Below are 15132 nucleotides of genomic sequence, written 5' to 3' on the forward strand. Positions count from 1 at the left end.
GTCATGGCCCGTCCGCCGCACACCCCCGCCCCCACCCCCGCTCCGCCGCACCGGATCGCGATGACCCCCGGCGCGCACCGCGTCCTGGACGCCGCCTCACGGCTCTTCTACGACCACGGCATCCACGCCGTCGGGGTGGACCTGATCGCCGCCGAGGCCGGAGTGACCAAGAAGACCCTCTACGACCGCTTCGGCTCCAAGGAGCAGCTGGTCGTGGAGTACCTCGCGGCGCGCGACGAGCGCTGGCGGGACGTCCTCGCCGAGCACCTGGCGGAGGCCGGAGCCTCACCGGCGGACCGGATCCTCGCCGTCTTCGACGCCTCCCGCGACTGGTCGGCACAGAACGGACCACGCGGGTGCAGCATGGTCAACGCGCATGCGGAGATCGACGATCCGCGGCATCCCGCCCGCGCCGTCATCACCGGGCAGAAGGCATGGATGCTCGGCCTGTTCACCGATCTGGCGCGCGCCGCCGCGCCGGACGACGCCGAGGCATTGGGCCGCTCCCTCATGCTCCTGCACGAGGGAGCGCTCGTCGCGCACGGGCTGGACGTCTTCCCGGACCCGTTCGGCGCCGCACGGGAACAGGCCCGTTCGCTGTGCGACGCGGCCGCCGTCAGCCGAGCACGCGGGCGATGAGCAGGGCCACGTCGTCCTGCCCGGGCCCCTGCCGCAGCGACTCCAGCAGCAGGTCGCAGGTGTCCTCCAGCCCGGCGGGCGGTTCCGACAGCAGCGTCAGCAGCACATGCAGCCGGGTGTCGATGTCCTGGTCCCGCGTCTCGACAAGACCGTCGGTGTAGAGCACCAGCGTGTCACCGGGCGCCAGGTCGAAGCCGACGGCGTGGAAGTCCACGCCGCCGACGCCCAGGGGGACCCCGGTGGGCAGATCGAGCAGTACGGGCGCCTCGCCCGGCCGCAGCAGCACCGGCGGCAGATGACCGGCCGTGGAGATGCTGCACCGGCCCTCGTGGGGGTCGTACAGCGCGTACAGGCAGGTCGCGATGTAGGGCTCCAGCTCGCCGGCGATCGCGTCGAGCTGGTGCAGCACCCGCTCGGGATCCAGGCCCAGCGAGGCGAGGGTCTGCGTGGCGGTGCGCAGCCGCCCCATGGCCGTGGCGGCGTTGATGCCGCTGCCCATGACGTCACCCACCACGAGGGCGGTCTTGTCCCCGTTCAGCGGGAGGATGTCGAACCAGTCGCCGCCGACCTCGCTGACCGAGCCGGCCGGCTGGTAGCGGGAGGCGACCTCGAGGCCGACCAGATGCGGCGGATGCCGGGGCAGCAGACTGCGCTGCAGCGCGAGAGCGGCATTGCGCTGCTGCTGGTACCAGCGCGCGTTGTCGATGCACACCGCGGCCCGGCCGGCCAGTTCGCTGGCCAGCACGACGTCGTCGGCGTCGAACGGCAGCGGGTTGCGGAACCGTTTGAGGTCCAGCGCGCCGAGCACCTCCCCGCGGGCGATCAGCGGCACGGCCAGATAGGAGTGCACCCCGGCCGCCGCCAGCAGTACCGCGGCGGAGGCGTCACGCGCGATGCCCGGCAGGTCCTCGTTGGCCACATGGGGCACCACGATCGGCTCGCCCGTCTGCACACAGCGGGTGACCAGCCGGTCGGCCTCGTAGCGGGTGATGTCGCCCGGCGGGTCGGCGGCCTGCACCGCGACCGTCGGGTAGGCCGCGGCGACGGCGAGCGCGCGGAACACCGCCGTGCCTCCGGCCTGCACCGATTCACGGCGGCCCTCGACGGCGGAGTCCAGGACGTCGACCGCGGCGATGTCGGCGAGCTCGGGCACGGCGACGTCGGCCAGCTCCCGCGCGGTCTCCCACAGGTCCAGGGTGGTCCCGATACGCATCGACGCGTCGGCCACCAGGGCGAGCCGGTGCCTGGCCCGCTCCGCCTCCTTGGCCGCGTGATGCCGGTCCGTCACGTCCACCACGGAGGCCGCCACCCCCAGAATCCGGCCGCGGGGATCCTCCAGCCGGTACAGCGAGACCGACCAGGCCCGCTCGGTCTCGCGGTCGGCCGGCGCACGGCCGATCACCTGCCGGTCCACCAGCGGCGTCCCCGACTCCAGGACCCTGCGCATCGCGGCCTCCAGCCGGACGGCGTCCAGGAACGGCAGTGTCTCGCTCACCCGCCGGCCGATGTGCTGCGCCGCCGGGAGGCCGCTGGCCCGCTCCAGCGCGGGATTGACGGTGATGCACCGCAGATCGGGGTCGAGCACGGCCAGACCGATCGGTGACTGGTCGACCAGCCGCACCGAGAGCGCCAGGTCGCGTTCCACCTTGCGCAGCGTCTCCTGGTCGGTGGACAGCCCCAGGGCGTAGTAGCCGCCGTGCTGGTCCTGCAGCCGCATGTTGCGGAACTCCAGCAGCCGCATGGCGCCGTCCTTGCGGCGGACCGGGAACACCCCGGCCCAGTTCTCACCGCTCTCCATCACCTGGGAGAAGAGCTCCAGGACGAGTTCGATGTGCTGGTCCTCGACCAGCAGCCGGAGCGCGAACTGCCCCAGGGCCTCCTCGGCGGTGTACCCCAGCAGTTCCTCGGCCTGCTGGCTCCACAGCGCGATCCGCCCCTCCGCATCGAGCACCACCGGGGCGAGCCCGAGGACGTCGAGCAGCCCGCCGGGCGGGGCAGGGCCGACCTCCACACTCGGTACCAGGTCACCGGGGAACGCTTCGGTACCACTCATCCGCAGCCGCTCCTCCCGCCACCTTCCCAGGGCATGTGTGCAGGCCGAGCCCACCCCCGCCGGAAACCTGGGCGCACTCCATCGTCCCTCCGCGCTCAGCCGTGCGCAGCTTCGGCCGCGCCGGTCAGCCGGGCAGTTCCTGCTCGGTCCACACAGTCTTGCCCTCGTGCGCGTGTCGTGTACCCCATCGTGCGGTCAGTTGTGCCACAAGCAGCAGCCCTCTGCCGCCCTCGTCGGTGCTGCGGGCCCGCCGCAGATGCGGGGAGGTGCTGCTGGGGTCGGACACTTCGCAGATCAGACGGTGCATCCGGATGAGCCGGAGGGTCACGGGTCCGCCGGCGTAGCGGTAGGCGTTGGTGACGAGCTCGCTGACGATCAGCTCCGTGGTGAAGACCATGTCGTCCAGGCCCCACTCGGCGAGCTGCCGCGCGGTCAGCCCCCTGGCACGGGCCGGCGCGGTCGGCTCCGCCGGCAGCTCCCAGGTGGCGACCTGCCGCGGTGCCAGCGTCCGGGTCCTGGCCAGGAGCAGCGCCACGTCGTCGGTGGGCCGCGCGGGCAGCAGCGCGTCCACCACGGCCTGGGCGATCTCCTCCAGCGGCCGGTGCGGGCCGGCCAGCGCGGCCGAGAGCCGGTCCAGCCCGACGTCGATGTCACGGGCGTCACCCACGATGAGCCCATTGGTGTACAGGGCCAGGACGCTGTCCTCCGGCAGCTGGAGGTCCGCGGACTCGAACGGCAGCCCCCCGAGCCCGAGCGGAGGGCCGGCGGGCAGGTCGGGGAGGCTCACCTCGCCGTCCGGCGCGACCACCGCGGGCGGCGGATGCCCGGCGCGGGCGACCGTGCAGAGGCGGGACACCGGGTTGTACACGGCGTACAGGCAGGTGGCGCCCACCACCTGCTCGCCGGGGGAGTCCTCGTCGCCCGGCTCCTGCTCGCCGGCCAGCCGCGTCACGAGGTCGTCGAGATGGGAGAGGACCTCGTCGGGTTCGAGATCGAGGTCGGCCAGTGTGTGTACCGCCGTACGCAGCCGGCCCATCGTCGCCGCCGCGTTGATGCCGTGCCCCACGACGTCGCCGACGACCAGCGCGACCCGGGCCCCGGAGAGCGGGATCACGTCGAACCAGTCCCCGCCGACCCCGGCCGTGCCACCGGCCGGCAGATAGCGGTGCGCGACGACGACCGCCGGATGGGAGGGGAACTCGCGCGGCAGCAGACGGCGTTGCAGCGCCAGCGCCGTACGGTGCTCCGCCGTGTAGCGGCGGGCGTTGTCGATCGAGACCGCCGCACGCGCGCCGAACTCGTTCGCCAGCGTGAGATCGTCCTCCTCGAACGGCTCGGGGGCGACGTACCGCCACAGACACACGAGCCCCAGGACCAGTCCGCGGGCGGTCAGCGGCACCACCATCAGCGAGTGCACGCCCAGGGTGCGGGCGTGCTCGGTCCGCTCCGGGTCCAGGCCGACCGTCGGGTCGTCGGGATCGAAGCGGGCCACCAGCACCGGACGCCGGGTCGCCAGACAGCGGGCCTGCGGAGTGTCCGGCGGGAACGTCCTGAGCGTGCCGATGGGGTACATGACCCGCTCCGGGTACGGGGCGACCGACTTGAACGCCGCCCTGCGCAGCGGACCGATGCGCGGCAGGAGCACCTCGCCCAGGCCGACCGCCTGGAGGAGGTCGACGGTCACACAGTCCGCGATGCCGGGTACGGCGACGTTCACCAGCTCCTGCGCCGTGGTCTCCACGTCCAGCGTGGTCCCGATCAGCTCGCTCGCCTCGTTCAGCATCCCCAGCCGGCGGCGCGCCCGGTGCCGGTCGGTGACGTCCTCGACCAATTGCGTCACGCCCAGCGTCCGGCCGGCGGAATCCTCCATGCGGAACGCGGACACGGCGACGTACCGCTCGCGCCCCGGGTCGATCCGCAGCCGGCACGACTGCTCGGTGTAGATCATCGGCCGCCCGGTCTCCAGCACCTCCCGCAACCGGGCCTCGATCGTCTCCGCGTCCGCGCGTACCAGGAAGTCACCGATGCGGTGCCCGCGCGCCTGCTCGCCGGTGATGCCGCCGAGATTCGCTATGGCCCGGTTGATGCCCAGGATCGTCAGGGCCGGATCGTGCACGGCCACGCCGATCGGGGACGTGTGGAACAGTCCCTCCAGGACCGACCGGTCGATCTCCCACCGGGCGACCTCGTCGGCAGGCGCCGCCACCAGCAGCCACTCGTCACCGCGCCCCGCCCGGATCACCCGGCGCGCCCGGACGCCGAGGCCGAGCCTGCGGCCCTCGCGGTCGCGTACGGGCAGCACCCCGAACCAGCCGCCGTGCCTGACGCAGAGCTCCACCGCCTCCCGTACGACGGCGAGGTCGAGGGCGTCGACGAGGAGGTCCCCGGCCGACCTGCCCAGGGCTTCCTCGTCCGTGAACCCCAGCAGCTCCCGGGCGCGCTCGCTCCAGCCGACCACCGTGCCCTGCTCGTCCAGCACGACGGAGACGGCGCGACCCAGCGAGAACGGGTCCTCGGGACTCTCACTGATCAGGGTCACGGATCCGGTCATCACTCTCATGCTCCACCGGCTCCGTCGGTTGCGCACGTGCTGATGACCTTGGCCCGCCTGACGCATGTTCACCCGGGAACGTGCGCCTACTCCAGCCCCGAGACCGTGAACACCCGGTGAGCCGTCTCGCGGTCGATCCGCTCCGACAGCGCCCGCAGCGCCGTCTCCCCGCACAGCAGCGTCCCGCGTTCGCGGCCGGCGCGGGAGTCCTGGTCCAGGCGGTGCCACAGCGCGGGATTGGCGAGGAACACCCTCGGGTCGACCTCGACCCGGCGGCCGTCGGCGTCACGGAGCACCAGGCGCTGCGCCACCCCGTCCGAGCAGCGCACGGACACCAGCCGGTCCGTGCGTACCAGCTGCCGGCGCAGCAGGCCGTGGGAGGCGAGCCAGCCCGCTCCCGCGGACACCCGCGGCGGTACGAGGATCACGAACAGGAGCACGGAAAGGCCGGTCCACAACAGGGCGCGCGGCCCGTCGAGATGGCCCGCGCCCGCGTCGATGACGAGCAGCAGGCCCAGGAGCAGGGCGGCGCAGCGCAGCGCGTCCCGCGCGTGACCGGCCCAGTCCTCGTCGTGGGCCGCCGCACCCGGCGGCGGCAGCATGACGGGAGAGATACGTCGTCCCATGACGGCGACGCTAAGCACACGGACCCGGCCGGCGGTGCTCCTTGACGCACCGCTGACGCCGCGGGGGCCGCTCCTGACGGCGGCCTGACGGCGGCCTGACCGCTGTCCTGCCGGGGGCAGGTGGCGCGGGCCGTCACGCGTGCGTGAAGCGCGGGGAGGGCGGCGCGAAGAACGCGCCGGTGCCGACGGCGAGCCGCGCGGGGAGGGCGGCGCGAAGAACGCGCCGGTGCCGACGGCGAGCCGCGGGGAGCGGGCGCCACGAAGCCGCGGGAAGCGGGGCACACACGCATCCCCGGGCGCCCGCACCGCGAGCGGTCCCCGGGTGATCGTTCCGGTGCCGTCCCGCCCGGCGGATCAGCGAGGCCCTGTCCGCGGCCGTGACACTCCGCGACGTGACACTCCGCGACGTGACACTCCGCGACGAGGTCCGCGCGGTCACCGTCCGCACCGGCCCCGGCGGGGCCGCTCAGGGCCCGCCGGGGCCCGGCAGGGCTTCCCGGCGGCCGGCCGGTGACCGGATATCGCGGTCACCGGCCCGCCGCCGGGCACGCCGGGGGCGTCCGCGGAGCGTGTGCACGTGCCGTCTGCCTGCACGTTCCCGGACGTCGACGCGACACGCGTATGAGTCCCGTCAAGGACGTGTCAGTGGCCGTAAGGGCGCCGTCAACGGCGCGCTCAGGAGCTCGATACCGAGGTTTCCTCTAACGGTCCGATCCGTATTTCCGAGCCTCATCTAGGAGCACACGATGGCCGACGTGGCCTTCGTCGTCACCACGATCGCGGTCTTCGCGCTGGTGGCTCTCGTTGCCAAGGGGGTGGCGAAGCTGTGACTGCCGAGAACATCGTCGGCCTGCTCGTCGCCGTCGCCCTGCTGGGCTATCTCGTCCTCGCCCTCGTCAAGCCGGAGAGGTTCTGAGAACTGACATGAGCCCCGTACTTGCTGGTGTGCTCCAGTTGCTCGCGCTGATCGCGGCGCTCGCGCTGGCGTACCGTCCGCTCGGTGACTACATGGCCAGGGTCTACTCCTCCGACAAGCACCTGCGTGTCGAGAAGTGGATCTACAAGGCCATCGGCGCCAACCCGAACACGGAGATGCGCTGGCCCGCCTATCTGCGCGGCGTCCTCGCCTTCTCCGCCGTCGGCGTCCTCTTCCTCTATCTGCTGCAGCGCGTCCAGGGCAGCCTGCCCGGCTCGCTCGGCTTCTCCGCCATCGACCCGGACCAGGCGTTCAACACCGCCGCGTCCTTCGTGGCCAACACCAACTGGCAGTCGTACTACGGCGAGCAGGCCATGGGCCACGTCGTACAGACCGGCGGTCTCGCGGTGCAGAACTTCGTCTCGGCGGCCGTCGGTATCGCGGTCGCGGTGGCGCTGGTCCGCGGTTTCGCCCGCTCCCGCACCGGTGAGCTGGGCAACTTCTGGGCCGACCTGGTGCGCGGCACCGTCCGCATCCTGCTCCCGATCTCCGTGGTCGCCGCGATCGTGCTGGTCGCGCTCGGCGCGATCCAGAACTTCGCCGGTATCCACGAGGTCGGCCAGTTCATGGGCGGCACCCAGGAGTGGAACGGCGGCGCCGTCGCCTCGCAGGAGGCCATCAAGGAGCTGGGCACCAACGGTGGCGGCTACTTCAACGCCAACTCGGCCCACCCCTTCGAGAACCCCAACCCGATCTCCAACCTGCTGGAGATCTTCCTGATCCTGGTCATCCCGTTCGCCCTGACCCGCACCTTCGGCCGCATGGTCGGTTCGCTCAGGCAGGGCTACGCGATCCTCGCCACCATGGCGACGATCTGGATCGGCTTCACGGCGCTGATGATGTGGACCGAGTTCCACCACGGCGGACCGGCGTTCGACCTCGCCGGCGGCGCCATGGAGGGCAAGGAGACCCGGTTCGGCATCGGCGGTTCGTCGATCTTCGCCGTGGCCACGACGCTCACCTCGACCGGCGCGGTCAACTCCTTCCACTCCTCGTTCACCGGCTTCGGCGGCGGCATCACCATGCTGGGCATGCAGCTCGGCGAGATCGCCCCCGGTGGTGTCGGCTCCGGCATCTACGGCATGCTGATCATGGCCGTGATCGCGGTCTTCATCGCCGGTCTCATGGTCGGCCGCACGCCCGAGTACCTCGGCAAGAAGATCGGCACCCGCGAGATCAAGCTCGCGGCCTGCTACATCCTCATCACCCCGGCGCTGGTGCTCTGCTTCACCGCCGCGGCGATGGCCCTGCCGACCCCGGTCAACTCGATGACCAACTCGGGCGCGCACGGCTTCTCCGAGATCCTCTACGCGTACACCTCCGGCGCCAACAACAACGGCTCCGCGTTCGCGGGTCTCAACGCCGACACCCAGTGGTTCAACAGCACGATCGGTCTGGCCATGCTGCTGGGCCGGTTCCTGCCGATGGTGTTCGTCCTGGCGCTGGCCGGTTCGCTCGCCGAGCAGAAGCCGGTCCCCGCCACCGCGGGCACGCTGCGCACGGACAAGCCGCTCTTCGCGGGGCTGCTGGTCGGCACGATCCTGATCATCACCGGTCTGACCTACTTCCCGGCCCTGGCGCTGGGTCCGCTCGCCGAAGGGCTGGCGTCATGACCACCGACGTAAAGAAGCAAGAGGAGCCCGGCTCCATGACACCGAGTCCGACGGCCACGCCCACCCGGGCCCCGCACCAGGACGTTCCCACCGGGCACAAGCCCGACGCCGGGCGCGTAGGCGCGGGCCTGTTCGACCCCAAGCAGCTGGTCAAGTCCTTCCCGGACGCGATCCGCAAGCTCGACCCCCGGGTGATGATCAAGTCCCCGGTCATGTTCGTCGTCCTCGTCGGCTCGGTGCTGACCACGGTCTTCGCGGTCATGAACCCGTCCGACTGGTTCGGCTGGGCCATCGCCGCCTGGCTGTGGCTGACCACGATCTTCGCCAACCTGGCCGAGGCCGTGGCCGAGGGCCGCGGCAAGGCGCAGGCGGACACCCTGCGCAAGGCCAAGACCGACACCGTGGCGCGCCGTCTGGGCAAGGACGGCAGCACCGAGGAGCGGGTGCCCGGCACCGACCTGCGCATCGGCGACCTGGTCGTCTGCGAGGCCGGCGACATCATCCCCGGCGACGGTGACGTCGTCGAGGGCGTCGCCTCGGTGGACGAGTCCGCCATCACCGGTGAGTCGGCCCCGGTCATCCGCGAGTCCGGCGGCGACCGTTCGGCCGTCACCGGCGGTACGAAGGTCCTGTCCGACCGCATCGTCATCAAGATCACGACGAAGCCGGGCGAGACCTTCATCGACCGCATGATCAGCCTGGTCGAGGGCGCCGCCCGGCAGAAGACGCCCAACGAGATCGCGCTGAACATCCTGCTGGCCTCGCTGACGATCGTCTTCCTGCTCGCGGTCGTGACGCTGCAGCCGTTCGCGACGTACGCGGACGCCCCGCAGACGATGATCGTGCTCGTGGCCCTGCTGGTCTGTCTCATCCCGACCACCATCGGCGCACTGCTCTCGGCGATCGGCATCGCCGGCATGGACCGGCTCGTCCAGCGCAATGTGCTGGCCATGTCCGGCCGCGCCGTCGAGGCCGCCGGCGACGTGTCGACGCTGCTGCTCGACAAGACCGGCACCATCACCCTCGGCAACCGCCAGGCCGCGGAGTTCGTCCCCGTCAAGGGCGTCACCGCCGCCGAGCTCGCCGACGCGGCCCAGCTCTCCTCGCTCGCCGACGAAACCCCCGAGGGCCGCTCGATCGTCGTCCTCGCGAAGGAGAAGTACGGCCTGCGCGAGCGCCACCAGGGCGAGCTGTCGAACGCCACCTGGGTGCCGTTCACCGCCCAGACGCGGATGTCGGGTGTCGACCTCGTCGAGGACGGGACCGGGCGCAAGGTCCGCAAGGGCGCCACCGCCTCCGTGATCTCCTGGGTCAAGGAGCAGGGCGGCGAGGTCGCCGGCGACGCCGACGCGATCGCGAACCGCATCTCCGAAGCGGGCGGCACACCGCTGCTCGTGGCCGCCGAGGACGGCGACGGCGCCCGCCTGCTGGGTGTCATCCACCTGAAGGACGTCGTCAAGGACGGCATGCGCGAGCGGTTCGAGGAACTGCGCCGCATGGGCATCCGTACGGTGATGATCACGGGTGACAACCCACTGACCGCCAAGGCGATCGCCGAAGAGGCGGGCGTCGACGACTTCCTCGCGGAGGCCACCCCCGAGGACAAGATGGCGCTCATCAAGCGGGAGCAGGCCGGCGGCAAGCTCGTCGCGATGACGGGCGACGGCACCAACGACGCCCCGGCGCTGGCCCAGGCGGACGTCGGTGTGGCGATGAACACCGGTACCTCGGCCGCCAAGGAGGCCGGGAACATGGTGGACCTCGACTCAAACCCGACCAAGCTCATCGAGATCGTCGAGATCGGCAAGCAGCTCCTCATCACGCGGGGCGCGCTGACCACCTTCTCCATCGCCAACGACGTGGCGAAGTACTTCGCGATCATCCCCGCGATGTTCGCGGTGGTCTACCCGGGCCTGGACAAGCTCAACATCATGCAGCTGTCCTCGCCCGAGTCCGCGATCCTGTCCGCGGTCATCTTCAACGCGCTGATCATCATCGCCCTCGTGCCGCTCGCCCTGAAGGGCGTGCGCTACCGGCCGACCAGCGCGGACAAGATGCTCCGCCGCAACCTCGGGATCTACGGACTCGGCGGCCTCGTCGCCCCGTTCATCGGCATCAAGATCATCGACCTTCTCATCTCCCTCATCCCCGGAATCGGCTGATCGCCATGAACAATTCGTTTGGAAACGCGGCACGGCTGATCGGGGCCGGATTCCGCGCCCTGCTCGTACTGACCCTGGTGACCGGCGTCATCTACCCGCTGGTCGTCACGGGCGTGGCCCAGGGCCTGTTCCCCGGCAAGGCGAACGGCTCGGAGATCACGGCGGACGGCAAGGTCGTCGGCTCCTCGCTGATCGGGCAGACGTACAACCTGCCGAAGAAGAACCCGGACGACGCGGAGGAGGCCGCGGTCCCGGACCTCAAGTGGTTCCAGCCGCGCCCGTCCAACGGCCTCGGCAGCAACAGCGTCAACACCCAGTACTCGCTGATCCTCTCCGGCGCGACCAACCGCTCCGGTGACAACGAGGACCTGATCCAGTGGGTCAAGGACGCCAAGGCCGCCGTCGTCAAGGACAACTCCACGGCCACCTACAAGGTCGAGCCGTCGGACGTGCCGGCCGACGCCGTCACCTCCTCCGGCTCCGGCCTGGACCCGGACATCTCCCCGCAGTACGCGAAGCTCCAGATCCACCGCGTCGCCGAGAAGAACGACCTGACCGTCGCCCAGGTCGACAAGCTCGTCGCCGACCACACCCAGGGCCGGACCCTCGGCTTCGCGGGCGAGCCCCGGGTCAACGTGCTCCAGCTCAACATCGCGCTGAAGCAGCTCACCGAGAAGTGATCCCGACCGGACGCTCCGACCGGTCGACGTGACCGGTCGGAGCGACCGGACCGGGCAGCGGGCGCGGCCGAGGCGAATCGGCCGTCCGCCGCCCGGGCCGCACGACAGAAAGGGCGCACCAATGACCCGGGTGCTGGTGGTCGAGGACGACCCACAGCTCGTACGGGCTCTCGTGATCAACCTGAAGGCGCGCGGCTTCGACGCGGACACCGCGACCGACGGGGCCAGTGCCCTGCGCCTCGCCGGAGAGTTCGCGCCGGACGTCATCCTCCTCGACCTCGGACTGCCGGACATGGACGGCATCGACGTCCTGCACGCACTGCGGGTCCACAGCCGGGTGCCCGTCCTCGTCGTCTCCGCCCGCCGGACCTCGGACGAGAAGATCGCCGCGCTCGACGCGGGCGCCGACGACTACATCACCAAGCCGTTCAGCATGGACGAACTCCTCGCCCGGCTGCGCGCGTCGGCCCGCCGGGCACTCCCCGCACCGCCCGGTGAACGGTCTCTGATCGTCACGACCGAGGACTTCACCATCGACCTGCCGGCCAAGAAGGTCATACGGCAGGGGCGTGATGTGCGCCTCACCCCGACCGAGTGGCATCTGCTGGAAGTGCTGATCCGCAACCGCGGCCGGCTCGTGGGCCAGAGACAGCTCCTCCAGGAGGTCTGGGGTCCCGCCTATGGCACTCAGAGCAACTATCTCCGCGTCTACATGGCTCAGTTGAGACGCAAGCTCGAAGCCGACCCCTCCCACCCGCGGCATCTCGTCACGGCACCGGGCATGGGCTACCGCTTCGAGAGCTGACACCCCGTCGGTGACGTCGGCGCCCGGACGACCCGGGTGCCGACTCGCCCGTGTCGCTGTTGGGCCGAACGGGTGAGGAGCGCGAAGATGGTCGCATGAGCAGGTACGAGAGGTACGACGTCACCGACGAGCAGTGGGAGGGCCTCGCCCAGGTCGTCCCGCTGCGCGGGCGCAACGAGTGGCCGTCACGCGTTGACCATCACACGATCCCGCGGGACGCCATGGACGGCGCGTACGACGACGCCGCCGCGGAACAGCGACGGATGGTCGTCCTGCGCGTCCAGGTCTTCGCGGACGCACGCGAGGTCGCCGAGTACCTCATCGCGCAGATCCCCGTGCTGCTCGACCTCACGAGCGCGGACACCGACGTCGCCAAGCGGATCCTCGACTTCAGCAGCGGAGTCGTCTTCGGCCTCGGCTGTGGCATGCACCGGGTGGACCGGAACGTGTTCCTGCTCGCCCCCGCGGGCACGGAGGTCGACGGCCTCGCGGCGGCGGCCGTCCCCCATTCGTAGGAAGACCGTTCAGACGTAACGGTTCGGCGTGCGGAGCGCCGTGCGACGCTGCGTAGCGTTCCCCCGTATGGACGTCACAGGCCCCCGCCCCACCCTCACCGAACTGCGGCTCTCCGCCTTCGCCGCGCATCGTGCCCGTGTCTTCCCGCTCGGCCCCGTGACGCTGTTCGCGGGCCCGAGCGGCAGCGGCAAGTCGACCGCCCTGCGGGCCTACGAGGCACTGGCCCGGCTCGGCGCGGGTGCGGCGCTCGACGAGGTCTTCCCGGACCCGGCGGCCTGCGTCCCCGAGCGCTCGGAACGCGACGACCAGGGCAGACGGGGATTCAGGATCGGCTGCACCGTCGACGGCCCGGCCGGTCCCGTACGTCTGGACCTCGCCGTACAGGCCGACCCCCGACTCCGCATCGTCGGCGAGCGTTTGACCGGCCAGGGACAGACCCTGCTCAGCACGGCGCTGCGCGACCCCGGACGCTCCTCGGTCCAGGCCGCCTGGCACACGGCGGGCGCCGACCGGGTCACCCGCGCCCCGCTGCCCGACGACCGGCTCGGCACGGCACTGCTCCCGCTGCGCGTCGCGGGCAGCACGCAGGGGCAGCGGCAGGTGCTGGCCGCGGCCGAGCAGGTCGTGGTGGCGCTGCGGTCGGTGTTCGCCTGCGATCCGCGGCCCGAGCGCATGCGCGAACCGGTGCGGCCCGGGGAAGGGCGGCTCAGGCGCGGCTGCGACAACCTGGCGGAGGTGCTGCACCGCACCCGCCACGAATGCACACGGCGGCACGCACGGCTCACCTCCGTGGCCCGTGCCGGCTGCGCGGGCCCGGTCACGGAAGTGGGCATCGAGGAACTCACCGACGGAACGGTCCGCGCGGTCCTCGCAAGAGGCGCGCAGGACGGGCCGGACCCGACCACTCCGCTCGGCCGCCTCGGCGACGGCGAACTGCGTTTCCTCGCCCTCGCCCTCGTCCTGCTCACCGGACCCGGGGTGCTCGCCGTCGACCCGGCCGCGGAGGTCCCGGGAGCGCTGCAGTCGCTCACCGTCCTCGCGGACGGCCTCGACCGCTGCCTGGACAGCGCCCAGGCTCGTGAACTCGCCTCGCTGGCCGCCTCGATCTGCGCCGACGGGCATCTGCGACTGGTGGGGGCGGTGGGGGAGGCGGCGGCCGCCCGGGAGATCGCGGGAGTGACGGTGGTAGACCTGGTGCGGTGACGGAACCGGATGTGAAAGCACTGCAGCGCAGACTGGCCGAGTTCGCGGCGGCACGGAACTGGGAGCCCTACCACACACCGAAGAATCTGGCGGTCGCACTCACGGTGGAGGCAGCCGAACTGGCCGAGATCTTCCAGTGGCTGACGCCGGAGGAGTCGGCGCGGGTGATGGACGATCCGCGCCAGGCGCACCGGGTGGCGGACGAGGTGGCGGACGTGCTCGCGTATCTCCTCCAGTTCTGCGAGGTGCTCGGTGTCGACGCGCTGACCGCCCTCGCCGAGAAGATCGACCGCAACGAACTCCGCTTCCCGGCGGCCGAGCGGCCGTCGAGCGGACCAACACCGCACGATCGTCACTCTTCGGAGTGATGGATCTTTCCCCAGTCGGCCTCCTGTCCACAGATTTCCGAATTCCCCTGGCTTTTCGTCTGGAGCACCTTCACTCTGGGTAGTGAGTGAATGGGCGGAAGTTCGTACGAACGGGGGCGGCGTACATGGATGCGGAGAGGCTCATCGCGGCCGGCAGGCGGGCACTCGCGGAGTGCCGTGCCGCGCTCGACGTCGTGGCGGAGGCCTGGCAGACACAGGCCCTCGCCCAGGCGATCGGAAGTCAACTGGCCGTGCGCGGCCCGCAGGAGCTCAGAGGTGAGGCGCGCGGACTGAGCGAGGCCGGCGGCCGCGGTGGCGGACTCACCGACGGCTGTGTGCTGCGCACCGGCGGCCCCAGAGCCGCGCAGCTCACCGAAGTCGCCGACCCGGGACGTGCGTTGACCGCACTGGGCACGCTGCTCGGCGAGGTCGGGATGGCGCTCGTCGGCGTCGCCTGCGCCACGGACGAGGAAGGTCTGTACTGGCAGTGCATCGAAGCGATCGACGCCGCCGACGAGTCGAGCGACCGGGTCCGCGCGATGCTGCGCCGCCTCTCCTTGCACGAGCCGGTCCGGGACCGCACCCGGGACCGGCAGATCGCCCCCGGCCGCGGCGATCCCGCGGAGCCGACGGCGAGCCCGCCCTGAGACCGGGCCCGCCCCGTCCCGCCGGGTGAACCCGGCCACGGCATGCCGTCCCCACCCGGCACCGAGAGGTTGACGGACGTGCGGCGGTGCAGGATGGACGCATGGACCTTCGAATCTTCACCGAGCCCCAGCAAGGGGCCTCCTACGACACCCTGCTCACCGTCGCCAAGGCCACCGAGGACCTCGGCTTCGACGCCTTCTTCAGATCCGGTACCGTATCTACCCATGGAGCTCATCGCCCTGGGGGACAGGGGCCAAGACATGGTCAGGGCAGCGACCTACGAGCGGCAAAG

Annotated in this window: 13 protein-coding genes and 1 pseudogene; 11 read left to right on the forward strand and 3 right to left on the reverse strand. The window is 71.3% G+C overall.

Annotated features, from left to right (window positions below):
- The first annotated feature begins 3 nt into the window (after nucleotides 1-3).
- Nucleotides 4-639 (forward strand): TetR/AcrR family transcriptional regulator, encoded by a 636-nt coding sequence (locus tag ACIQMR_RS36500; protein WP_401397008.1) that lies wholly within the window; start codon nucleotides 4-6, stop codon nucleotides 637-639.
- On the opposite strand, the gene ACIQMR_RS36505 is transcribed toward ACIQMR_RS36500, so the two are convergent.
- The 3 genes from ACIQMR_RS36505 to ACIQMR_RS36515 all read right to left on the reverse strand — a co-directional run bounded on the left by ACIQMR_RS36505 (nucleotide 617) and on the right by ACIQMR_RS36515 (nucleotide 5869).
- On the reverse strand, nucleotides 617-2692 hold the full coding sequence (locus ACIQMR_RS36505) for a SpoIIE family protein phosphatase (protein WP_401397011.1): 2076 nt from the start codon (nucleotides 2690-2692) through the stop codon (nucleotides 617-619). The genes ACIQMR_RS36500 and ACIQMR_RS36505 overlap by 23 nt on opposite strands.
- A 124-nt stretch (nucleotides 2693-2816) precedes the next feature.
- Nucleotides 2817-5243 carry a SpoIIE family protein phosphatase gene (locus ACIQMR_RS36510; RefSeq protein ID WP_401397014.1) on the reverse strand — a complete coding sequence of 809 codons (2427 nt, stop codon included), beginning with the start codon at nucleotides 5241-5243 and terminating at the stop codon, nucleotides 2817-2819.
- Nucleotides 5244-5329: 86 nt separating this feature from the next.
- Complete coding sequence (locus ACIQMR_RS36515) at nucleotides 5330-5869, reverse strand: hypothetical protein (protein WP_401397016.1); 540 nt, start codon at nucleotides 5867-5869, stop codon at nucleotides 5330-5332.
- Nucleotides 5870-6695: 826 nt separating this feature from the next.
- On the opposite strand from ACIQMR_RS36515, the gene kdpF reads away from it, so the two are divergent.
- From kdpF to ACIQMR_RS36565, 10 genes and pseudogenes are all read left to right on the forward strand, one after another.
- Nucleotides 6696-6785: a K(+)-transporting ATPase subunit F gene (gene kdpF / locus ACIQMR_RS36520; RefSeq protein WP_266387857.1), complete on the forward strand. Its 90-nt coding sequence runs from the start codon at nucleotides 6696-6698 to the stop codon at nucleotides 6783-6785.
- An 8-nt stretch (nucleotides 6786-6793) separates the two neighbouring features.
- Nucleotides 6794-8458, forward strand: coding sequence for a potassium-transporting ATPase subunit KdpA (kdpA, locus tag ACIQMR_RS36525; protein WP_401397019.1), 1665 nt, complete (start codon nucleotides 6794-6796; stop codon nucleotides 8456-8458).
- Nucleotides 8455-10620, forward strand: coding sequence for a potassium-transporting ATPase subunit KdpB (kdpB, locus tag ACIQMR_RS36530; RefSeq protein ID WP_401397022.1), 2166 nt, complete (start codon nucleotides 8455-8457; stop codon nucleotides 10618-10620). The genes kdpA and kdpB overlap by 4 nt, the downstream gene beginning before the upstream one ends.
- A gap of 5 nt (nucleotides 10621-10625) precedes the next feature.
- A complete protein-coding gene (locus tag ACIQMR_RS36535) occupies nucleotides 10626-11300 on the forward strand; it encodes a potassium-transporting ATPase subunit C (RefSeq protein WP_401397024.1) in 675 nt (224 codons plus the stop codon).
- Between the two features lie 121 nt (nucleotides 11301-11421).
- Nucleotides 11422-12105 (forward strand): response regulator, encoded by a 684-nt coding sequence (locus ACIQMR_RS36540; protein ID WP_401397027.1) that lies wholly within the window; start codon nucleotides 11422-11424, stop codon nucleotides 12103-12105.
- Between the two features lie 95 nt (nucleotides 12106-12200).
- Complete coding sequence (locus ACIQMR_RS36545) at nucleotides 12201-12620, forward strand: cell division protein SepF (protein WP_266387846.1); 420 nt, start codon at nucleotides 12201-12203, stop codon at nucleotides 12618-12620.
- Between the two features lie 67 nt (nucleotides 12621-12687).
- Nucleotides 12688-13824: an ATP-binding protein gene (locus tag ACIQMR_RS36550; protein WP_401397031.1), complete on the forward strand. Its 1137-nt coding sequence runs from the start codon at nucleotides 12688-12690 to the stop codon at nucleotides 13822-13824.
- Nucleotides 13821-14192 (forward strand): nucleotide pyrophosphohydrolase, encoded by a 372-nt coding sequence (locus tag ACIQMR_RS36555; RefSeq protein WP_401397034.1) that lies wholly within the window; start codon nucleotides 13821-13823, stop codon nucleotides 14190-14192. The genes ACIQMR_RS36550 and ACIQMR_RS36555 overlap by 4 nt, the downstream gene beginning before the upstream one ends.
- A gap of 125 nt (nucleotides 14193-14317) precedes the next feature.
- A complete protein-coding gene (locus ACIQMR_RS36560) occupies nucleotides 14318-14839 on the forward strand; it encodes a DUF6099 family protein (RefSeq protein WP_401397037.1) in 522 nt (173 codons plus the stop codon).
- Nucleotides 14840-14940: 101 nt separating this feature from the next.
- Nucleotides 14941-15132, forward strand: a pseudogene (locus ACIQMR_RS36565) (hypothetical protein); the annotation flags it as partial.

Origin of the sequence: Streptomyces sp. NPDC091376 (genome assembly GCF_044757085.1) — a bacterium.
In the GTDB taxonomy this organism is placed as follows: domain Bacteria; phylum Actinomycetota; class Actinomycetes; order Streptomycetales; family Streptomycetaceae; genus Streptomyces; species Streptomyces pratisoli.